The organism is Muricoccus pecuniae (assembly GCF_014199205.1).
In the GTDB taxonomy this organism is placed as follows: Bacteria; Pseudomonadota; Alphaproteobacteria; order Acetobacterales; family Acetobacteraceae; genus Roseomonas; species Roseomonas pecuniae.
Genome location: NZ_JACIJD010000011.1, coordinates 78,743 through 99,340 on the forward strand (window position 1 = coordinate 78,743; position 20,598 = coordinate 99,340).

Annotated in this window: 19 protein-coding genes; 4 read left to right on the forward strand and 15 right to left on the reverse strand. The window is 74.6% G+C overall.

The features are described 5' to 3' along the window. Positions 1 to 17: 17 nt before the first annotated feature. The 4 genes from FHS87_RS13140 to FHS87_RS13155 are packed head-to-tail and all read right to left on the reverse strand — an operon-like array spanning position 18 to position 3,838. Positions 18 to 695, reverse strand: a complete 678-nt coding sequence (locus FHS87_RS13140; RefSeq protein WP_184518966.1) for a GTPase — start codon at positions 693 to 695, stop codon at positions 18 to 20. A 10-nt stretch (positions 696 to 705) separates the two neighbouring features. After that, entirely contained in the window at positions 706 to 2,115 is a 1,410-nt protein-coding gene (locus FHS87_RS13145) for a TRAP transporter large permease (protein ID WP_184518968.1), read from the reverse strand. Between the two features lie 30 nt (positions 2,116 to 2,145). Continuing rightward, positions 2,146 to 2,700, reverse strand: a complete 555-nt coding sequence (locus FHS87_RS13150; RefSeq protein WP_312861990.1) for a TRAP transporter small permease subunit — start codon at positions 2,698 to 2,700, stop codon at positions 2,146 to 2,148. Between the two features lie 19 nt (positions 2,701 to 2,719). Next, on the reverse strand, positions 2,720 to 3,838 hold the full coding sequence (locus FHS87_RS13155; protein ID WP_184518970.1) for a TRAP transporter substrate-binding protein: 1,119 nt from the start codon (positions 3,836 to 3,838) through the stop codon (positions 2,720 to 2,722). 215 nt (positions 3,839 to 4,053) lie between these two features. On the opposite strand from FHS87_RS13155, the gene FHS87_RS13160 reads away from it, so the two are divergent. Further along, positions 4,054 to 4,272 (forward strand): hypothetical protein, encoded by a 219-nt coding sequence (locus tag FHS87_RS13160; RefSeq protein WP_184518973.1) that lies wholly within the window; start codon positions 4,054 to 4,056, stop codon positions 4,270 to 4,272. A gap of 10 nt (positions 4,273 to 4,282) precedes the next feature. On the opposite strand, the gene FHS87_RS13165 is transcribed toward FHS87_RS13160, so the two are convergent. The 9 genes from FHS87_RS13165 to FHS87_RS13205 are packed head-to-tail and all read right to left on the reverse strand — an operon-like array spanning position 4,283 to position 16,286. Next, a complete protein-coding gene (locus tag FHS87_RS13165; protein ID WP_312861991.1) occupies positions 4,283 to 6,178 on the reverse strand; it encodes a response regulator in 1,896 nt (631 codons plus the stop codon). Further along, positions 6,175 to 7,944 carry an ATP-binding protein gene (locus tag FHS87_RS13170; protein ID WP_246418382.1) on the reverse strand — a complete coding sequence of 590 codons (1,770 nt, stop codon included), beginning with the start codon at positions 7,942 to 7,944 and terminating at the stop codon, positions 6,175 to 6,177. Before FHS87_RS13170 ends, FHS87_RS13165 begins: the two co-directional genes overlap by 4 nt. Positions 7,945 to 7,957: 13 nt before the next feature. Continuing rightward, the gene (gene cheB, locus FHS87_RS13175; protein ID WP_184519233.1) at positions 7,958 to 8,983 is read right to left on the reverse strand and encodes a chemotaxis-specific protein-glutamate methyltransferase CheB; all 1,026 of its coding nucleotides are present in this window, start codon (positions 8,981 to 8,983) and stop codon (positions 7,958 to 7,960) included. Between the two features lie 27 nt (positions 8,984 to 9,010). Then, positions 9,011 to 11,266: an ATP-binding response regulator gene (locus FHS87_RS24480; RefSeq protein WP_184518975.1), complete on the reverse strand. Its 2,256-nt coding sequence runs from the start codon at positions 11,264 to 11,266 to the stop codon at positions 9,011 to 9,013. Between the two features lie 19 nt (positions 11,267 to 11,285). Continuing rightward, complete coding sequence (locus FHS87_RS13185) at positions 11,286 to 12,962, reverse strand: methyl-accepting chemotaxis protein (protein WP_184518978.1); 1,677 nt, start codon at positions 12,960 to 12,962, stop codon at positions 11,286 to 11,288. A 5-nt stretch (positions 12,963 to 12,967) separates the two neighbouring features. Further along, entirely contained in the window at positions 12,968 to 13,633 is a 666-nt protein-coding gene (locus FHS87_RS13190) for a chemotaxis protein CheW (protein WP_184518981.1), read from the reverse strand. Continuing rightward, entirely contained in the window at positions 13,633 to 15,009 is a 1,377-nt protein-coding gene (locus FHS87_RS13195; RefSeq protein ID WP_184518984.1) for a CheR family methyltransferase, read from the reverse strand. Before FHS87_RS13195 ends, FHS87_RS13190 begins: the two co-directional genes overlap by 1 nt. Further along, positions 15,006 to 15,533, reverse strand: a complete 528-nt coding sequence (locus FHS87_RS13200; protein ID WP_184518987.1) for a chemotaxis protein CheW — start codon at positions 15,531 to 15,533, stop codon at positions 15,006 to 15,008. Before FHS87_RS13200 ends, FHS87_RS13195 begins: the two co-directional genes overlap by 4 nt. A gap of 27 nt (positions 15,534 to 15,560) precedes the next feature. Then, positions 15,561 to 16,286, reverse strand: coding sequence for an ankyrin repeat domain-containing protein (locus FHS87_RS13205; RefSeq protein WP_184518990.1), 726 nt, complete (start codon positions 16,284 to 16,286; stop codon positions 15,561 to 15,563). Between the two features lie 522 nt (positions 16,287 to 16,808). Here FHS87_RS13205 and FHS87_RS13210 point away from each other — a divergent pair. Next, complete coding sequence (locus FHS87_RS13210; RefSeq protein ID WP_184518993.1) at positions 16,809 to 16,946, forward strand: hypothetical protein; 138 nt, start codon at positions 16,809 to 16,811, stop codon at positions 16,944 to 16,946. A gap of 110 nt (positions 16,947 to 17,056) precedes the next feature. Here the strand turns inward: FHS87_RS13210 and FHS87_RS13215 are convergent, their stop codons facing one another. Continuing rightward, positions 17,057 to 17,407, reverse strand: a complete 351-nt coding sequence (locus tag FHS87_RS13215; RefSeq protein WP_184518996.1) for a hypothetical protein — start codon at positions 17,405 to 17,407, stop codon at positions 17,057 to 17,059. A gap of 43 nt (positions 17,408 to 17,450) precedes the next feature. After that, positions 17,451 to 18,146 (reverse strand): Fe2+-dependent dioxygenase, encoded by a 696-nt coding sequence (locus tag FHS87_RS13220; protein ID WP_184518998.1) that lies wholly within the window; start codon positions 18,144 to 18,146, stop codon positions 17,451 to 17,453. A 29-nt stretch (positions 18,147 to 18,175) separates the two neighbouring features. On the opposite strand from FHS87_RS13220, the gene FHS87_RS13225 reads away from it, so the two are divergent. Both FHS87_RS13225 and FHS87_RS13230 read left to right on the forward strand, forming a co-directional pair. Beyond that, on the forward strand, positions 18,176 to 19,198 hold the full coding sequence (locus FHS87_RS13225) for a hypothetical protein (RefSeq protein WP_184519001.1): 1,023 nt from the start codon (positions 18,176 to 18,178) through the stop codon (positions 19,196 to 19,198). Beyond that, the gene (locus FHS87_RS13230; protein WP_184519004.1) at positions 19,195 to 20,574 is read left to right on the forward strand and encodes a cytochrome c peroxidase; all 1,380 of its coding nucleotides are present in this window, start codon (positions 19,195 to 19,197) and stop codon (positions 20,572 to 20,574) included. The genes FHS87_RS13225 and FHS87_RS13230 overlap by 4 nt, the downstream gene beginning before the upstream one ends. Positions 20,575 to 20,598: the final 24 nt, after the last annotated feature.

Below are 20,598 nucleotides of genomic sequence, written 5' to 3' on the forward strand. Positions count from 1 at the left end.
GAGGCCTTCCTGCTCGATCAGCTTCCCACCACCTGTTCCCGCCGGGCACCCGTGAGGAAGGGCAGGGAGGCCTCCCACAGCGCCGCCACCCCATGCGCGGGCATGAGCACCGCCCCGCCCTCCCCGCGCAGCGCGAGGGTGTTCACGGGGAAGACCGGCGCCTCCCCCATCACGGCGGCGATGCGCGCCCGCAGCCGGGAATGCGAATCCGGCCCCGGCTCCGCATGGGTGAGCACGACGAGGTAGGGGATCGACCGCTGCCGCAGCGCCTCGGCCAGGGCCGCCAGCGTGCCCTCGCCCGCGAAGGCGCGGCCGCTCTCGGCGTTCATCACGAGCCAGACGAGATGCGGGTGGCGGGACGGCCCGCCCTCGGCGAGCGCCGCCTCGAAGGCGGCCACCTGCCCGGCGCTCTCGGCCGCCTCCAGCCCGCGCGTGTCGCCGATGGCGACGGGGAGGGAGGCGTCCTGCCCGTACCAGGCCGTTCCCTCCGTCACCGGCGCGCCGGCGCCCGAGGGGGCGGTGCCCTCGCCCAGCAGGGCGTTCACCAGCGCGCTCTTCCCCGCCCCGGTCGGGCCGATGAGCAGCAGCCGCGCGCGGCCGGCCACCCAGTCCGGCTGCGCTTCCCCCTTGGAACGGAAAAGGCCCGGGACGGCGCCGCGAAGCGCCTCCCGGGCCCGGTCCAGGAACCCAGCCATCAGGGGCCCGTCAGTTGAAGGTGATGGGCGGCGCGTCCTCGCCCATGTCGGGCATGGGAACCTCGATCTGGACGCTGTTCGGGTCCACGCCGGTGCCCCTGTCGATCCAGTAGGTCACGCTCTCCGGCCAGAGGATCACCACGCCCACCAGCACGACCTGCAGCAGCAGCCAGGGGATGGCGCCCCAGTAGATGTCGCGCGACAGCACGCTCTTGGGCGCGATGCCGCGGAGGTAGAAGAGCGCGAAGCCGAAGGGCGGGTGCATGAAGCTCGTTTGCAGGTTGATGCAGAGCAGCACGCCGAACCAGACGAGATCGATGCCGAGCTTGGCCGCCACCGGCGCCAGCAGCGGCACGATGATGAAGGCGATCTCGAAGAAGTCGAGGAAGAAGGCGAGGAAGAAGACGAAGATGTTGACGAAGATGAGGAAGCCGAGCTGCCCGCCCGGCACGCCGGACATCAGGTGCTCCAGCCAGATCCCGCCATCCACGCCCTGGAAGACGAGGGAGAAGACGGTCGCGCCGAGCAGGATGAAGATCACCATGGCGGTGATCCGCATCGTGTTGCCCATGGCCTCCCGCAGCAGCTTCCAGGAGTAGCGGCCGTTCAGCACGGCCAGCCCCACCGCGCCCACCGCGCCCATGGCGCCCGCCTCCGTCGGCGTGGCCAGCCCCATGAAGATCGTGCCGAGCACGAGGAAGATGAGGACGATGGAGGGCACCATGCCCTTGGCCACGCGCCAGATCAGCGGCCAGCCGCGCGTGCCCAGCGCCTCGTCCGGCAGGGGCGGAACCTTGTGGGGCGCGAAGATGGAGACGCCCACGATGAAGAGGATGAACAGGACGATCTGCAGGATGGAGGGCCCGATCGCCCCCGCATACATGTCGCCCACCGAGCGCCCGAGCTGGTCGCCCAGCACGATGAGCACCAGCGACGGCGGGATGAGCTGCGTGATGGTGCCAGACGCCGCGATCACCCCCGTCGCGATCCGCATGTCGTAGCCGTACTTGATCATGATGGGCAGGGAGATCATGCCCATCGCGATGACGGAGGCCGCGACCGTGCCGGTGATGGCCCCGAGCACCGCGCCGACCAGGATCACCGCATAGGCGAGGCCGCCCGGGATCTTGCCGAAGAGCTGCCCCGTGCCTTCCAGCAGGTCCTCCGCCAGCCCGCAGCGCTCTAGGATCGCGCCCATCAGGGTGAAGAAGGGGATGGAGAGCAGCAGGTCGTTCGACAGCGTGCCGAAGACGCGCAGCGGCAGGTTGCCGAGATAGGCCGTGGTGAAGAAGCCCAGCTCGATGGAGATGAAGCCGAAGAACAGCCCCACCGCGGCCAGGGAGAAGGCCACGGGGAAGCCGAGCAGAAGGAAGACCACCAGCCCGCCGAACATCAGCGGGGGCATCACATCCTCGGTCATGGGAAGTCCTGTCCGGTCGTCGTCAGAGGGTTACTGGAGAGGTCGCTCATAGGCGACGACCGCCTCGCTCTCGGGCCGCAGGCCGCGCAGCAGCGCGATGCGCTTGATGAGCTCGGAGATGCCCTGCAGCGCGATGAGCGCGAAGCCCACGGGAAGGATCAGCTTCACGGGCCAGCGGATGAGCCCGCCCGCGTTCTGGCTCGTCTCGCCGCGCTGCCAGCTGTCGAGGAAGAAGGGCCAGGTCATCCAGGCCAGCAGGATCATGGCCGGCAGGAGGAAGACGATGATGCCCAGGATGTCCACCCAGAGCCGCATCCGCTCGGACATGTTGCCGTAAAGGATGTCCACGCGCACGTGCTCGTTGCGGAAGAGGGTGTAGCTCGCCCCCAGCATGACCATGCCGGCGAAGAGGTACCACTGCACCTCCAGCCAGGCGTTGGACGAGTAGGAGATGCCGTAGCGGACGAAGGCGTTGCCGGCGCTGATGGCGCAGGCGGCCAGCGTCATCCAGTCGGCCAGCCAGCCGACCCGGGTGTTGATGTCATCCACGACCCGGCTGAAGGCGAGCAGGGGCTTCATCGTCATTCCAATCCTTCGGGGCCGCTCAGCGACGGGGCTGCGCGGCCTGCTGCTGCTCCTGCGCCTGCATCAGGTACACGAAGCTGTCGTAGGAATTCTCCGCCACCCGGAACCACTGGAGCTGGGTGTCGCGGAAGGCCTTGAAGTGGTCATAGACCTTCTTGAAGCGCGGGTTCGTCGCCGCCGTCTCGTCGTAGAGCTCGAAAGTGGCGCGGTAGCAGGCCTGCATCACCTCGCGCGGGAAGGCGCGGAGCTGCGTGCCGGCGGCGAGCAGGCGGCGTAGGGCCTGCGGGTTCTGCGCGTCGTACTTGGCGATCGTCTCGATGGTGGCGTCGCGGCAGGCGCTCAGCAGCGCCTCCTTGTAGAGGGGCGGCAGCTCGTCATACTTCGCCTTGTTGACGTGCACGGACAGGTTGAGCCCGCCCTCCCACCAGCCGGGGTAGTAGTAGTAGGGCGCGACGCGGTTGAAGCCGAGCTTCTCGTCGTCATACGGGCCGATCCACTCGGCGGCGTCGATCGTGCCGCGCTCGAGCGAGGCGTAGATGTCGCCGCCCGCGATCTGCTGCGGCACGGAGCCGAGCTTCTGGATGACGTTCCCGGCGAAGCCGCCGATCCGCATCTTCAGCCCCTTGAGGTCGTCGACCGTGCGGATCTCCTTGCGGAACCAGCCGCCCATCTGGGCGCCCGTGTTGCCGGCCTGGAGGGAGACGATGTTGTAGCTCTCGAAGAACTCGCGCATCACCTCGGCGCCGCCGCCGGCGTTGAGCCAAGCGTTGAGCTGGCGGAAGTTCATGCCGAAGGGCACGGTGCCGTCGAAGGCGAAGGTCGGGTCCTTGCCGACGAAGTAGTAGGAGGCGGTGTGGGAGCACTCGATCGTGCCCTGCTGCACGGCGTCCACCGTGCCGAAGGCGGGCACGATCTCGCCGGCGGCGAACATGCGGATCTGGAACTTGCCGTCCGTCAGCGCGGCGACGCGCTTCGCGACGATCTCCCCCGCGCCGTAGATCGTGTCCAGGCTCTTGGGGAAGGAGGAGGCGCAGCGCCAGCGCAGCTCGGGCGCGGACTGGGCGATGGCGGGCGCGGCAAGCGTGGTGGCCGCGGCTGCGGCCAGCGGCGCACCCGCGACGAATCGGCGACGGTTCATCGGATGTTCGGCTCCCATGACGCCCCCTTGGATCCGGGCGTTCCCGTTCGCCATTAATCCCGGGGGAGGCCTCTGCCTAGAGAGGATCGTTGCGCCCCGGCCCCTCGGCCCGGGCCGGCGGACCGCTCCGTTCACCATTCCTTCACTCCGGCACCGGAATGCTTGGCCTGCCGGAAGAACCGGCACGCTCTCAGGAAAAGAACCGGACAGTCCCCATGCCCTCCCCCAGCCCCCTCCCGGCCGCGCCCCGCATCCTCCGCCCCGTCCATTCCGCCGTCCTGCTGGAAGGCCCGGCCGGAGTCGCCCTGCACCTCCACGGGGTGGACGGCGCCATCACCCAGGTGCCGCTGACCCTCTCCGCCCTGCGCGAGATCGCCGCCCTGGCCGGGGTCGCGGGGGAGGCGGCCACGCAGGACGCCGCGCCGGCGCGCTGAGCGCCGCGCCTTAGCCGAGCAGCGCCGCGACCCGCTTCGCCAGTTCCGCCGGCTGGTACGGCTTGTGCAGGACATGGGTCTCGGGCGGGATGGCCGTCAGCTCCGCATAGCCCGTCACGATCAGCACCGGCAGGCCGGGCCGCATGGCCCGCACGCGCTCGGACAGCTCGGCGCCCGTCATGTGCGGCATGGCGAAATCCGCCACCACCAGCCGCACGCCGGGATCGCCCTCCAGCGCCCGCAGGGCCGAGGGGCCGTCCGCCGCCTCCACTGTCTCGTGGCCGAGATCGGCCAGGAAGCCCGCCGTCACCTCCCGCACCGTGGGATCGTCGTCCACCACCAGCACGCGCACGCCGCGCCGCGCCACGGGGGGCTCGCCGCTCTGGCCGGGGCTCCGCGGCGCCTCCGCCCCGCCGCGGGGGAGGTAGAGACTGACCGTCGTGCCCGCGCCGGGCGCGCTCTCGATCGTCATCCCGCCGCCGCACTGCTGCACCAGCCCGTAGACCATGGGCAGGCCCAGCCCGGTGCCCTTGCCGACCTCCTTCGTCGTGAAGAAGGGCTCGCAGACGCGGGCCAGCACCTCGGGCGTCATGCCCACGCCCGAATCGGCGACGGTGACGCGGACATAGTCCCCCGCCGGCAGGTCCGGCACGCTGTCCGCCGCCACCCTCACCGCTTCCGTCGAGAGGGTGATGGTCCCGCCCGACGGCATGGCGTCACGGGCGTTGATGCAGAGGTTGAGGAGGGCCAGCTCGAGCTGGCCGGGATCGACCACCGCTGTGTCGGGCGCCGCGCCCAGCTCCCGCCGGATGGTGACGAGCCCGTCGGTGGGGCCGCCCAGGCTGCGCGCCAGCAGGTCGTCCATGCCGAGGATGAGGCCGTTCACCGGGACGGCCCGCAGCGCCAGCTCGTTCTGCCGGGAGAAGGCGAGCAGCCGCCGGGTCAGCGCCGATCCGCGCTCGGCCGCCATGCCCGCGTTCCGCAGCAGCCGCTGCAGCGCCGGCTGCTCCCCCACCAGGCGCCGCTCCGCGAGCTGCAGGCTGCCGAGGATGGCGGTGAGGAGGTTGTTGAAGTCGTGGGCGACGCCGCCCGCCATGGTGCCGAGGGCCTGCATCTTGTCGGCCTGGCGCAGCCGCGCCTCCATCTGGCGCGCCTCCGTCACGTCCCGTCCGATGGTCACCAGCACGCCGTTGCCCAGCGGCACGCGGCTCACCTGCACCCAGCGCGCGCCGCCCGGGCGTTCCTCCAACTCTGTCACGGCGCCCGAGGCGGCGGTGGCCTCGGCCCGGGCCAGCCGCGCCGCGGCCTCCCCGTCCAGGAACTCCGCCTCCCGCCGCCCGAGGCAGGCCTCGGCCCCGCGGCCCAGCGCCGCCGCCTTGGCCGCGTTCAGCCGGAGGAAGCGCCCCTCCGCGTCCTTGAAGGAGAGCTCGTCCGGCAGGTTCTCCAGCAGCCCCTGCATCAGGGCGCGCTCGGTCGCCAAGGCCTGGCGGAGGGCGTAGCGGTCCCCCGCCGCGCCGACCATGGCCAGCAGCCCCTCGGGCTCCCAGGGCTTGGCCGCGTAGCCCGCGATGCGGCCGCGATTCACCGCCCCCACCACCGCGTCCAGCTCGGCATAGCCCGTCAGGAGCAGGGCCTCGGCATCGGTATAGGCGCGCGCGCGCTCGAGGAAGACGTCGCCCGTCAGCCCCGGCATCCGCTGGTCCGAGAGGATGACGGCGGGTTGCAGCCCGCCGGCCAGCATGGCCAGCGCCTCCTCTGGCCGGGTGGTCGAGACGACCTCGAACCGCTCCTCCAGCAGGTCGGTCAGCGCGGTCAGGATTTCCGCCTCGTCGTCCACGAGGAGGATCGTGGCGCGCCCGCTGCCGGCCGTGGCCAGCCCGGGATCGAGGCTCCCGTCCGGGCTCACGCCGCCTCTCCCACCGGCACGCGGATGGTGAAGCGCGCGCCGCCGTGGCCGTCCGCCCAGCGCGCGTCGTCCACCGCGATGCCGCCCCGGTGGGCCTCCACCACGGCATAGGCGATGGACAGGCCGAGCCCGGTGCCCGCGCCGATGGGCTTGGTAGTGAAGAAGGGCTCGAAGATGCGCGCGCGGATGGCCTCCGGCACGCCCGGTCCGGTATCGGACACCTCGATCACGTAATCCCCCGCCTCCAGCCGCGTGGCGACGCGGATGCGCCCCGTCCCCTCGATCGCGTCGGCCGCGTTGCCGACGATGTTCATCACCACCTGGTTCAGCAGGGCCGGCGAGCAGTGCAGCACGCGGGGCGCGGCGAGCGCCTGTTCCACCACGATACGGTCCGACAGCTTGTGCGTCAGCAGCACGAGCACCGTGCCGATCGCCTCAGGCACGTTCACCTCCTGCGCCCCGCCCTCCTCCAGCCGGGAGAACTTGCGGAGGTTCTGCACGAGTTCCTGGATGCGGCGAAGGCCCAGGGTCATGGATTCCGACCGGGCCAGGGCCTTGGACACCGCCCGCTCCGCATCGGCATCGCCCGCCACGCGCGGCGCGACCTGCCCGAGCAGGCGGGTGACGGTGCCCTGATGCGCCAGGATGAAGGCGAGGGGGTTGTTGATCTCGTGCGCGATCCCGGCCACCAGCTCGCCCAGCGAGGCCATCTTCGCGGCCTGCACCAGCTTGCCCTGGGTGTCGCGCAGGGCGTGGTTGGTCGATTCCAGCTCCGCATTCGCCCGCTCCAGCGCGCCGGAGAGGGCGGCGCGGGCCTCGGCGGAGGCGGCCTCGGCGCGGGCGCGCTCCACCTCGCGCAGCCGGTCGCGCATCGCGCCCTCGATCCGGCGGTTCTCCTCGCGCAGCAGCTTGCGGCGCACCAGCGCGCGCACGCGCAGCCGGATGGCCTCCGCCCCGGCCTCGGCGGGCAGCACGTCGTCCGCCCCGGCCTCGAAGGCGTCGGCGGGCGTCGCCAGGCTGCCCTGGAGCGCGACGATGCGGAAGTCGCCGCGCCCGTCCGTCGCGCGGGCGCGCAGCGCGTCGAGCCGGCGGCAGAGGGCCAGGCCTTCGGGCCCGAGGCCGGCGAGGTTCACCAGCACCCCGTCCCAGGCCTCCCCCGCCTCGCCCTCGGCGCGGGCGGCGACGGCCTCGGCCTCCTTGCTGTCCACCGCCTCCACGCTGTCCCCGTCCCCGGCGAGGAGGGAGAGGAGCCAGAGCCGGTGGGTCGGGCTGTCGTCCACCAGGAGGAGCCGCGCCCGGCGGAAGCCGGCGCCGGGGGAGTCCGGCATCGCCTCCCCGTCCGAGGTGCTGCGGCGCAGCAGCGCGCGCAGGCGCAGCAGGATCAGCTCCCGCCCCGCCGATTTCGGGGCATAGGCGTCGGCGCCGCTCTCCAGCCCCTGGCGCTCGAGATCCGCCCCCTGGGCCCCGCCCTGGGCATCGGTGAGCATCAGCACGGGAAGGGCGCGGGCGCGGACGTTCAGGCGGATGCGGCGCACCAGCTCGTCCCCGTTCATGCCGGGGAGGTGGTAGTCGGCGATCACGAGGTCGGGCAGGGGGCCGTTCAGCCCGTCCAGCGCGGCCTCGGCCGTGCCGGCGCGGGTGACGGCGAAGCCCTCCGTCTCCAGCATGCGGCGGAGCTGGAGCGCCTGGGTCTCGGAATCCTCGACGAGAAGGATCCGCGGGGCCGCCCCGGGCGCTGGCCCCCGCCATGCCGTGCCGGTGCTCAAGGAGGGCTCGCCTTCACGACGGTTCCGCTCCCACGGCCCGCAGCAGGCGCGGCCCGATCAGGTCGAGCGGGAGCAGGGCGGAGACCCCGCCCAGCCGCGCCGCCGCGGCCGGCATGCCGTAGACGACGGCCGTGGTCTCGTCCTCCGCCAGCGTCAGCCCGCCTGCCCCGTGCAGGGTGGCCAGGCCGCGCGCGCCGTCCTCGCCCATCCCGGTCAGGAGGATGCCCATGCCGCGCGGGCCGAGGAAGCGCGCCATGCTGCTGAACAGCACGTCGGCGGCCGGGCGCTGGCCCCCGACGGGCGGTGCCTCGCTCACCTGCATCAGCCCTCCTCCCGTCACCCCGAGATGCCGGTCCCCCGGCGCGACATAGACATGGCCCGGGCGCGGCAGCTCCCGGTCCCTCGCGATCCCCACCCGGGGGCCGACCAGCCCGTCCAGCCAGGCAGCGAAGCCCTCCATGAAGGGTGCGCCCATATGCTGCACCACCAGCACCGGAACCGCGAAATCCGATGGTAGCGCTCCCAGCACGCGCGCCAAGGCGGGCGGGCCGCCGGTCGAGGCGGCGATCCCCACCAGCGAGGGCCGGGTGGCGCCCGGCAGGGCGGGGGCGGGGCGGGGCACGGCCAGGGCGGAAGGGCGCCGCCGGATCACGGGAACCTGGCTCATGATGTAGAGCTGGGTGCAGATCGCCTCCGCCACCCCCTCCCACCCCTCGCGGGAGGGGCCGAGGGGCTTCTCCACCACGGTCAGCGCCCCGGCGCGGAGCGCGTTCATCGAGATCCGCAGTCCCCGCTCCTCCACCGCGTCGGCGATGACCACGATGGGGGTCGGGCGCTCCGCCATGATGCGGCGCGTGGCCTCCAGCCCGTCCATCCCGGGCAGGCGGATGTCCATGGAGATGACGTCGGGGCGCACCCGCTCCAGCTCGGCCAGCGCCGCCTCGGCCGAGTCGAGCGCCGCGGCGAGCGCCAGCCGCGGGTCGCGCGAGACGATGTGGGCGAGCAGCTGCCGCACCACCGCGCTGTCCTCGACGATCATGACACGGACAGGGTTCAACGCACGGCCCTAGATCAGCTGGCCGATGGTGGCCAGCAGCGCCTGCTGGTCGAAGCCTTGCTTCGTGAGATAGGCGCTCGCCCCCAGCTCCATCCCGCGCTGCACGTCGCCGGGGCTGTCGCGGGAGGTCATGAGGATGACCGGCAATCCCGCCAGGGCGGGATCGGCCCTGATCGCCTCGACAAGGCCGAACCCATCCATGCCGGGCATTTCGACGTCCGCCAGGACGAGGTCAACCGAGGCGAGGGGATCGCGCAGAGAGTTGAGCGCCTCCAGCCCGTCCACGGCGAGGCTCACGCGGTAGCCGCCCGCCTCCAGGATGCTGCGCTCCAGCGTGCGGGTGGTGAGGGAGTCGTCCACCACCAGCACGTGGCGCCGCGGGCGCTCGGGCGCGGCGGCGGGGCGGGGGGTGCCGGGACGCATCGCCTCGCGCAGCCCGCGGTCCAGCAGCCCGTCCGGGCGCAGCACGAGGGCCAGGCGGTCCCCCTCCAGCAGGGCGGCGCCGGAGAGGAGGGCGGGATCCGCCCCCGGCGCGTCCAGCTCCGTCACCACGAAGCTGCGGGCGTCGCGCAGCGCGGTGACAACGAGCGCCAGCCGCGCCGCGCCGCGCGAGAGCAGCACGGCCGGGACCGGGGCTCCTACCGGGCCCGCCGCCGGAACCTCCTCCGCCCCGCCGAGCAGGGCGGCGAGCGGCAGCAGCGGGACGAGCGTCTCCGCCCCCTCGATCCCGATGCGGGCGACGGGCCTTCCCTCCGCGCTCGACAGCGCCGCGGGATCGAGGCGCAGCACCGGCCCGACCGTGACCAGCCCGTGCCCGCCGGGAAGGCCGAGCAGCTGCCCGCCCGCCTCCACCAGCAGGAGGGAGCGGCGGCCCGTGGAGGGGGGAAGGGCGATCACCACCTCCGTCCCCCCGCCCGGGCGGGGGCGCAGTGCGGCGCCGCCATGGAGCGCCGCCGCGGCCTCCGCCACCACGGAGAGCCCCATGCCGCGGCCGGAGAGGTGGTCCACGGAAGCGGCCGTGGAGAAGCCGGGCTCGAAGACGAGGGCGAGCAGTGCCTCCACGGGCGGCGGGGGCGCGCCCGGCGGGCGCGGGGGCAGCAGCCCCTGGCGCACGGCCACCGCCTCGATGGCCGCGAGGTCCGGCCCGGGGCCGTTGTCCCAGACATTGACTGTCAGCCCGCCGCCGGTCGCGGCCACGCGCAGCCCGATCTCCGCCCGCTGCCCGTCCCGCGGCGCCCCGTGGCCGAGGGCGTTCCGCAGGAGGTGGAGCACGGGGTCCTTCAGCGCCTGGAGCACGCGGCGCTCGGCCTGGGCGTCCAGCCCCTCCGCGCGCACCGCCACCTCCCGCCCGGCCTCGCGCGCCATCTCCCGCGCCGCGGCCGCGAGCGGGCCGAGAACCCCCTCGGCCGGGACGAGGGCGACCGCCTCCACCTCATGCGCCAGGGACGCGGCGGCGCGGTCGATCGCGTCCTCATTGGCGCGGCCCTGGCGGGAGAGGCCCGCCACGCGGCGCGTCACCTCGCCCAGCGCCGCCTCGAAGCCGCGCAGGCGAGGGACAAGGGCAGGGGCGGGGGAGAGGGCGGCGCGCAGCCCCTCCCAGTTCCGGCGGAGGGCGCGCAGCTCCGCCTCCACCCCGCGCAGGCCGCCGAGGGTGGAATCCTGGCGCCCGATCAGCGCCTGCAGCCCGTGCATGGCCGCGGAGAGCCGCTCCACCCGCGCCGCCTCGACCCGGAGATAGGCCTCGGGCGGGGCCGCAGGCGCGGCGGGCTCCGGGGCGGGGCGCTGGGTCGCCGGGCCGGGGGCATCGGGCGCCGGCCGGGGCGCATCTGGGGCGGGCCGTGGGGGCGGAGGCGGGAGCGAGTCCGGGCCCGGCGTGGCGGAGAGGGCGGCGAGCACCGGCTCCAACGGCGGCGGCGGCGCGCCCTCGGCCATGGCGGCGGCCACGGCCTCGATCGCGTCCAGCCCCCGGTGCAGCAGGGCGATGCGCGCCGGGCCGAGGCGCGTCTCGCCGCCCGCCGCCCCGTCCATCTCCGCGGCGAGCAGCGCCTCCAGCGCGTGCGCCAGCGCCTCCAGCCCCGGCAGGTCCACCGCGCGGGCGGCGCCCTTCAGCGAGTGGGCGCGGCGGAACACCTCGCGCAGCGCGGCCGCGTCCAGCACCACCGCCCCTGAGACGTCCTCCGCCGCCAGGGCGGCGCGGATCGCGGCGAGGTGCTCGCGGTGCTCGGCGGCGAAGGCCGCGAGAAGCTCCGCGCGGAAGTCGGACACGCGCCGCCTCCCGCCCGGGCTACAGCCGGTACCGCTCGGCGATCCGCACGAGGTCCTGGCTGAGCCCGGCCATGTTCGCCGCCGCCTGGTCGAGCTGGCGCGTGCCGGCGGCGGTCTGCTGGCTCGCCTGGCGGATGTTGGTCAGCGCGCCCATCACCTGCTCGATGCCGAGCTGCTGCTGGTTCGTGCTGGCGACGATCTGCTGGAAGGTCTGCACGGCCTCCTGCACGCGGGCGGCCATCTCGCGGATCGTCTCGTGGCTCGTCGCCGTGCGCTCGCGCCCGGCGGCGGCGCGCTTCACCGCCTCCTCCGTCAGCATGACGGAGGCGTTGATGCCGCGCTGGATGTCGCCGAGATTCGCGCGCACCTGCGCCGTCGCCTCCTTCGCCTGGTCGGCGAGCGACTTCATCTCGGCAGCCACGACGGAGAAGCTGCGCCCGGCCTCGCCCGCCGCCGCCGCCTCGATCGCCGCGTTCAGGGCGAGCAGGTGGCTGCGCTCGGAGATGTCGTTCACCGTCGCGGTGATCTCGCCGATCGCCTGCGTCTTCTCGCTCAGCGCCACGATGTTCTCGGCCACGCGCTCGGCCTGCTCGCGGATGGCATCCATCGCGCGCACCGTCTCCTCCACCGCGCGCAGCCCGCTGTCGCTCGTGCGGGTGGTGGCCTGGGCGGCGGCGATCACCTCCTGCGCGCGCTTGCCGATCTGGGCGCCGGAATGGGTGATCTCGTCCACCGTCGCGGCCGTTTCCTGCACGGCGGCGAGCTGCTCCTCGACGGAGGCCGCCTGCTGCTGCGTGCTCGCGCGGATCTCGGCGGTGGAGGCGTCGAGCTGCTGGGTCGCGTCGCGGCTCTGGCGCGCGATGTCGCGAAGGCTCGCCACCATGGCGTTCATCGTGGTGCCCAGCCGGCCGAACTCGTCCCGCCCCTCGCGCGCGGGCGTGCCGGCCAGCTCGCCGCGGCCGATGCGCTGCACGAAGTCCAGCAACCCCTCCATCGGGCGGGCGATGGCGCGGCGGGTGAGGAAGGAGACGAGGACGGCGATCACCACCGAGATCCCCATGCCCGACAGGATGAGGGTGCGCGCCTTGTCCGTGATCTCGTCCACCCGCCGCTGCCCGATGGCGGTGAGGGTGCCGAGCGCCTCCTCCACCCCGCCGACCGCGGCGTCCAGCTCGGTGGCGCTGGCCATCACGCCGGGCTCGGCGGCCATCACCGCGGCGATGTCGTCCGCCTCCACGGAGCGGAGCTTCGCCTCCACCCGCTCGCGGTGACGGAGCAGGGCGGCGCGCACCTCGCCCAGCGCGGTGACGACGCGCTGCCAGGCGGCCTGGCGTTCGGGGGTGATCGCCTGGGCGGCAAAGGTCTGGGCGGAGCCGAGGGCCGTGGAGAGGGAGCCGGAGACACCGCCCAGCGCCCGCTGCCATTCCTGCATCGGCGCGGCGACGGTGGCGATCGGCGTGCCCGGCGCCGCGCGGCGGCCGAGATAGCCGATCATGATGCGCGCGCGCGTGTCGCGCAGCTCGATCTGCGCCTCGCGCAGATCGCTCACCTGCTGCGTCACGCCGCCATCCCGCGCGCCGATGAGGCGGCCCGCGTTACGCACCGTCTCGAACTGGTCGAGGCTCCACAGCCCGAGGCCGATCGTCAGCAGGGTCAGCGTCACGAAGGCGAACAGGACGCGGTTGGTGATGGACACGCGGATCAGGCTCCGTGCGCGAAGGGAGGAGAGGGGGTGGCGAGGGGCCGCAGCAGCCGCGCGAGGTCGAGCACGGCGACGCGCGCCCCCTCCGCCGCATCGGGCGCCGAGGGTGCTGCCGGGGCCGCGAGGCCGGAGGCGGCGAGGGCCACGGCGCCCGATGCGGGGGAGAGGGTCGGGGCGGCGAGCGCCGCGTGGAAGGCGACGGCCCCGTCCGGGCGCGTGGGCGCGCGCTCCGGCGGCAGGGGAAGCGGGGAAGCGGCGGAAAGGGCGCGCCCGACCCGCAGTGCGAGGCGCCGGCCCGCCGGGAAGCCCGGAAGCGGCCGCAGCAGCACGTCATGGGCGCCCGCCGCGCCGAGGGGGAGGCCGAGCAGCGCCGCGAGGTCGAGAAGCGTGTGGACCCGCCCGGCCCGGGCGCGCAGGCCGAGCACCGCGGGGGGGCTTCCCGGCAAGGGGCAGGGCGGCTCGGCCGGCAGCACCTCCGCCACCCCGTCCAGCGGGAGGCCGAAGGTCTCGCCCCCCAGGGCGACGAGGAGGACGGGCGCCGCGGTCACGGCAGGGGCGGCCGCGCCGCGGGCGGCGAGCCGGCGGGCGCGCTCCTCCATCAGGCGCGCCGCTCGCGCCTCGCCGAGGGTGCCGAGGGATTCCGGCCCGGTCGCGGGCTGCCGCATCACCGGCTCATCTCCGCCGGGCCGAGATGCTGCCGGGCGAGGCCCAGGAGGGTTTCCGCCGTCATTCCGTCGCCCTCCTCCAGCACGGTTCCGCCGGGCATGGCCCGGGCCAGGCGTGCGGCATTGGCGATGCTGCGCCGCCCCGCCTCCGCCGCGCCGCGCGCCAGCAGGATCAGGCCGAGCTGGTAGTGCGCCGCCACGAAGCCTCTGTCGAGGTAGAGGGCGCGGCGCAGTGCGGCCTCGGCCGCGGCCTCCTCGCCCAGCGCATGCGCCACCAGCGCGTCGAGGTAATGCAGCGCCGCGGTGGTCGGATGCGCCCGCAGCCCCTCCCTCAGCCGGGCCCGCGCGGCGTCGAGCGCGCCCGCATCGGCCTCGGCGCGGGCGCGCTCGATCACCTCGCGCGGGGTCGGGGGCTCCGCCGGCGGCGATGGGGGAGAGGTGGGCAGGGCGGGTGGAGCCGGCGGGCGGGCCGTCTCGGCCGGGGCGGGTTCCTCATCCCCGGCCCCCTCCGCCGGCGCGCGGAGGCCGGGCGGGCGCCAGGCCGTTGTGCCCGCGAGGCTCACGGGTTGGAGGAAGGCGTTGTAGGCCGGGTCGGGCTCGGCATGGCCGAGCAGCAGCCATCCATCCGGCGCCAGCCGCTCGCCCAGCCTCCGCACCAGCGCGGGAACGGTGCTCCGGTCGAAATAGATCAGCACGTTGCGGCAGAGGATGAGATCGAAGCCCGTCATGCCGAGGGGCAGGGTGCCGTCCAGCAGGCCGAGCAGGTTCTGGCGCTCGAAGCGGGGGCTCCGGCGGTGCTCCGGCCGCAGCTCCCAGCGGCGCCCCTCATCCACCGGCAGGAAGTCCCGCGCTCGCTCGGCGGCCGACATGCCGCGCAGGGCCCAGGGGCCGAAGCGCGCCTCCCGCGCCGCCGCCAGCGCCGCCTCGCTGATATCGGTGCCGAGGATGGAGATCCTCCAGCCCGGGAATTCGGCGCCGAGCAGGCGGCGCAGCAGGATCGCGACGGAATAGGGCTCCGCCCCGGTGGAGCATCCCGCCGACCAGATCCGCAGGCGCCGCGACCCCGCGCGGCGGGCGACCAGCCCGGGCAGGATCGTGTCGCGCAGGGCGGCGAACTGCCCGGCGTCGCGGAAGAAGAAGGTCTCGCCGATGGTGACGGCGGCCTCCAGCCTGGCCCACTCGGCCTCGCCCTCCCCGGGCTGGTCGAGCAGGGCGGCGTAGCCGGTGGCGTCGCCGGTGCCGGTGGCGCGGATGCGCTGCTGCACCCGCTCCCACAGGGCGGCGTCCTTGTCCTCGTAATAGGCGTGGCCGGTGCGGGCGATGACCGCGCGCTTGATCTCCGCGAAGGCCGGATCCGGCGGCGCGGCGGGCCTCACGGGCCGCCCCCGGCCCCCCAGCGCAGGAGCCGCTCCCCGGCCTGTCGGGTGAGGGCGTCGAGGATCGCCGATTCCTGCGCGAGGAGGAGCCGGTCCGGGTCCAGCCGGTGCACAGGGCGCCCCTCCGCCTCCACCATCCCCGTCACCACGCCGCCGAGCGAGGCCTCCCGCTCCACCGCGCGCAGGGGCAGGCCCGCGGGCAGCACCTCCGCCACCCGGTCCACCAGCAGGGCCAGGGGACCGCCGGCGCGGTCGAGCAGGATGAGATGGCGGTAGGGATGCGGCTCGCCCGGCTCCAGCCCGAGCAGCCGGGCGAGGTCGAGCACCGGCACCGCCGCGCCGCCGAGATTCAGGAAGCCGGCCAGCGGCGCCGGGAGGCCGGGCGGCGCGTCGAGCCGGGGGAGCGGCAGCAAGGCGCGGACGGACTCGCGCGGCAGGGCGCAGTCGGTGCTGCCCAGGGTGAAGAGCACCAGCGCGCCCGCGCCGGCTTGGCCGGGCGCCGCGGAGGCCTGGAATGGTGGCACGGCGCCCCTTATCGGCAGGGCGGCGCCTCAGGCGCCCCGGCCGCGGCGCGGCGCGGCGCGCGCGGGCTCGGCCGAGGGCGCGGCGCCGGCGGGCCGGCCGGCATCGAAGCCGAGGAAGCCGATCTCCGGCCGCGGCGCCCCGCCATCCCCGGCGAAGAGCCGCGCCCGCACCGGGGCGACGGGTGCCGCCGCGCCGGCGGAGCCGCGCCCGCGCGGTGGGTCGCTCAGGAGGCCGGAGACGCGGCCCGGCGCCTCCTCCCTCTCCTCGAGGACCGGCGGGGCGGCGGGATCGCGCCCGGCGCGGCCCCGGCGGGCGGCCTGGGGCGGCGGTGCGGGCTCGGAGGGCGCAATGGTCGGCCCGCTGCCCGCGCTACCGCGGGCGGAGAGAAGGTAGAAGACGATCTCGTTGCGCCCCTGGTCCACCGCCGTGTCCACCGGGGTGAGGCCGAGCTGGTTGCGCGCGTTCAGGTCGGCGCCGCGCGCCATGGCCTCGCGCGCCGCGGCCAGGTCGCCGCGATTGATGGCGTCGAACAGCGCGTCGTTGGGGGAGAGGTTGATCCCTGGCTTGTCCGCCGGGATCGGCTCCACGGCGCGGCGCCCGGCCAGGCCCGGCAGGGCGGGCGGCGGCGGGCGGGGCGCGGGGCCGGCGCTCGGCGGCGGCGCGCTGCGGCCGACGCCCTGTGCCCCGGCATCGGGAGCGAGGAGGGCCAGTATCGGGCCGGCCAGGAGGAGGGCGAGGGGGAGGCGGCGCATGCCTCCCAGGCTATAGCGGCACCGCGCGCCCGGAACCACTCCCCGCGGACGGAAGTTCTTCTCTCCCCCGGTATGTGCCCCAGGACCGTGGCGGGCCGGCCTCCATGCCCGGAGCGGAGCCGGTGATCCCATGGGCGGCGAGTGTCGCCGCGCGGGCGCGATGGGTTTCCCACGCGGCTTCCGACGCCCGGCGGATCGCCTCATGCGTCATCGGCCGGACAGGGGCGGGCATGCCGTCATTCGTGGCGAAGGCGTGTCGGAAGACCTCCGCCTCACCGGAGCGGAGCAGCCAATCCCAGTAGGTGGTGAACGGCATGAGAGGGCTCCGTGCGGCTGTTCCGGCCGCCTGCCCCACTGCCTCCGGGGGAACGCGACGACATGCCTGGTCGGAAGCGTAAAGGGATAAAATTTGAGAAACGGTAAAATTTTCTGGAGCAAGCGCTTGCCATTCCGTGACCGGTCCGAATAGAAGGCGCCGCCCCCGCCCCCCAACACCCTCGTCCGCTTCGAGAAGGATTGAAGATGTCGAACGACGCCATCAGGCACCTTTCCAGTGATCACGACGACACGTCAGAGAACTCCGACTGGCTGTTTCTTGGCCGTGCCCTGCTCCTGCTCCTCGGCAGCACGGCCCTGCTCGCCTTCCTGCTCTCGCGCTGAACCTCGTCGCTTGCACAACCTGCCCGAAAACATGCCCTGACCGGGTTGAGCGACGAAGCGCCGCCAGGAAGGCGGTGCGTCCTCCCCGCGCCTGAAAAGCCTTCGAAGAACTAGCTGCAACCCTCGCCGCGATAGGTGTAGCTCACTACACGCCCCTCCCGCAGGCCGAAGGTCACGTCGCACTGAACGGGGGCATAGGCCGTGGTGGAGAAGCCGCCATAAAGGCCCCGCCGGTAGCCCCAGGGACCGCCGACGAAGCCGCCAGGCACCGCCACCGTTCGCTGCTCCTCATAGGACAGGAAGCGCTGCCCGCCCGTGTCGTAGCTCCGCGACGGTGCGCCGAGGGTGGAGACGAGCTCCAGCTCCGATCGTCCGACGAAGGCCGAGAGACGCTCGTCGATCGAGGGGCCGATCGCGCAGGCCGAGAGGGCGAGGAGGGGGAGCAGGAGGGCGTGGCGCATCCTCTTCATTTAGGAGGCGCCGGCAGCGGCGGAAGATATCCCTCTATGTTTCCGCCCAGCGGCGCAGCAGGGCGGCGCGCGACTTGGTGAGAAGGTCGAAGGCGCGCGACTTGCCCTCCCGCGCGAAGAGGTCGCGCCGGGCGGAATCGAGGTCGAAGAGGATCTCCCGCGCCGCGGGGTCGCGCACGAGGCTCTGCGCCCAGGTCACCGCGACCAGCCGCTCCCCCCTCGTCACGGGCGCCACGCGGTGCAACGTGCCGGCGGGGTAGGCCACTGCCTCTCCGGCACCGAGGCGCACGGCCATTTCCCCCGCCGTCGTCTCGATCACCAGCTCGCCGCCGTCGTAATCCGCGGGGTCGGAGAGGAAGAGGGTGACGGCCACGTCCCCCCGCAGCGGCGCCTCCCCGCGTGGGTCGGAGGGCGCACCGCCGCCCATCAGCGCGTCGTCCACATGCGCGCCATAGGTCTGTCCCGGGACGTAGCGGGCGAAGAGGAAGGGGCGCATCCGGCGGGGCAGGGCGGCGGCGCGGAACACCTCGCTCGCCTCCAGCGCGGCGGCGGCCATCTCCCCCGCCGCCTGCGCCAGGGGGTCGAGTGGGTCGGCCTGCTCGTTGCTCTTTACCCCGCGCGCGTGCCAGCCGGCCGTGGCGGCGCCGTCGCGGAAGACGGCGCGTGAGAGGAGGCCGCGCAGCTTGCCGAGGGCCTCGGGGGAAAGCACATTAGGGATGCAAACGATCATCGCTCGCAGCTTGCCAGGAGAGAATACCGATGGGGAGTGGTCCGGTACGCTTCGGCCCCTTGCGGCTCTGGGTCGGGGTCGGGGCCTTCGCCCTGGCCGGCGGCGCGGTGCCGCCCGCGGGCGCCCAGGCCCCGGCCACCGAGGAGGCGCGGCCCGCGCCCCCCGCCATCCCGGCCGAGGCCGTACCGGCCCCCGAGCCGCCGCCGGCCGACCTGCCCGTCCTATTCCAGGGCACGCCGGGCGAGACCCCCGCTGCCCCCGCCGCCCCCGCCGCCGCGCCGCCCGCCCCCGCGGCGGCCCCCTCCCATGCCGGGCACGGCGCGGCGACCGGTTCCCTCTCGGCCCAGGGCGGCGAGGGCGGTGAAGGGGGAGAGGGCGGTGAGGGCGGCATCGCCTTCGGCGCCTCGCCCGAGGTCGCCTATGCCGGGCGGCTGATGCTCGTGCGCGGGCATCTCGCGGTGGGGATGGAGCTGGCGCGGGCCGGCGCCTGGGACGAGGCGGTGTTCCACTTCCTCCACCCCCGGGAGGAGATCTACGACGAGCTGCGCGAGGACCTGCGCCGCCGCCGTGCCCCGGGCTTCGCCGCCGCCCTCGATTCACTGGCCGCCCGGGTGCGGGCGAAGCGCGGCGGGCCGGGCCTCGAATCCGCCTACCGCGAGGTGCTGGCGGCGGTGGACCGCGCCTGGGCCGCGGGCCTTCCCGCGCGGGTGCGGAACGCGCCAGGCTTCAATGCCGAGGTCGCGGCCCGCACCATGCGCGCGGCGGCCGCCGAGTACGAGGCGGCAATCGAGGACGGGCGCCTCGCCAATGTCGTGGAGTACCAGGACGGCCGAGGCTTCCTGCTGGAGGCCGAGGCGCTGCTGAACCGCAACGCCGCCGCGCTGCGCGCCGCACCCGGCGGGGCCGCGGCCTGGCGCGAGGTGCAGGCCTCGCTCGCCGCGCTGCGCCCGGTCTGGCCCTCGGCGCGCCCGCCGGCCGCGCCGGTGATGGACGCCACCGCCCTCATCGCGGCGGTCGGCCGCTTCGAGCGAGCGGCGCTCGCCTGGCGATGAGGCGCGCCGCGGCGTGGCTGGCGGACGGGCTGCTGGCGGGGGCGGCGCTGCTGCTCCTCTCGGCGAGCCTGCTCGCCCTGGCGGGGCCGGCGGGATCGGCTGATCCCGGCTCGCCCGCCGAGAGTGCCGCGCTGCGCGCCGCCTATCGCCGCCCCGCGGGCCTGCCCGAAGGCCCCGCCGACAACCCCTTCACCGCGGAGAAGGCGCAGCTCGGCCGGCGGCTCTTCTTCGATCCCTCCCTCTCGGCCTCCGGCACCATGTCCTGCGCGAGCTGCCACCAGCCGGCGCGGGGCTTCACGGACGGGCTCTCCCTCGCGCGCGGGAATGACGGCGGGGAGCTGCGCCGGAAGTCGCCGACGCTTTGGAACCTCGCCTGGGCGCCCTTCCTCTTCTGGGACGGGCGCGCGGAGGGGCTGGAGGCGCAGGCCGAGGCCCCGATCGAGGCGCATGAGGAGATGGGCCAGCCCCTCGGCGCGCTGGTGGAGCGCATGGGCGCCGACCCCGCCTGGCGCGCCGCCTTCGCCACCGCCTTCCCCGGGCAGGCGCGGCCGGTGACGCGGGAGAACCTCGTCCGCGCCATCGCGAGCTGGGAGCGCACGCTCGTCTCCCCCCGCACGCGCTTCGACGCCTGGGTGGAGGGCGAGGAGGCCGCGCTGACAGCGGCGGAACGGCGCGGGCTCTCGGTCTTCCACGGCCCCGCCGGCTGCGCGAACTGCCACGAGGGCTGGGCCTTCACCGACCATGCCTTCTACGACATCGGCCTGCCCGGAGGACGCGTGCCCGATCTCGGCCGCGGCCCCGTGCTCGGGCTGGAGCGCGCCGACCGCGCCTTCAAGACGCCCACGCTGCGCGAGGCGATCCGCCGCGCGCCCTACATGCATGACGGCTCCCTGCCGACGCTGGACGCCGTGCTGGACCACTACGAGGGGGGCGTGGTGGACCGCCCGACCCTGCCGCCAGAGCTGCCGCGCCGCCTCTCGCTGAGCGCGGGGCAGCGCGCCGACCTCATCGCCTTCCTCGGCACGCTGACCAGCCCGCCCGACGCGCCCCTGCCGGAGATGGCGACGCCACCCGCCGCGGCGCCGGCCGCCGTCGCCTCCATCCCGCCCGTGGCGCGGGCGCGCGTCTCCCAGCGCGGGCGGCAGTTCGCGCCGCTGCGCGCGGCGCTGACGCCGGGCGGCGTGCTGGAGATCGTCAATGACGACACCACCGCCCACAACATCCGCATCGACGCGCCGGAGCTGACGCTGAACAGCGGCATCCAGGACCCCGGGCAGACCGTGCGCTGGCGCATGGAGAAGCCCGGCCGCTACACCGCCTTCTGCGGCATCCACCCGAAGATGCGGCTGGAGATCGAGGTGGCGGCGGCGCGCTGACTGGCGCCCGCGCGCCGCGCACGC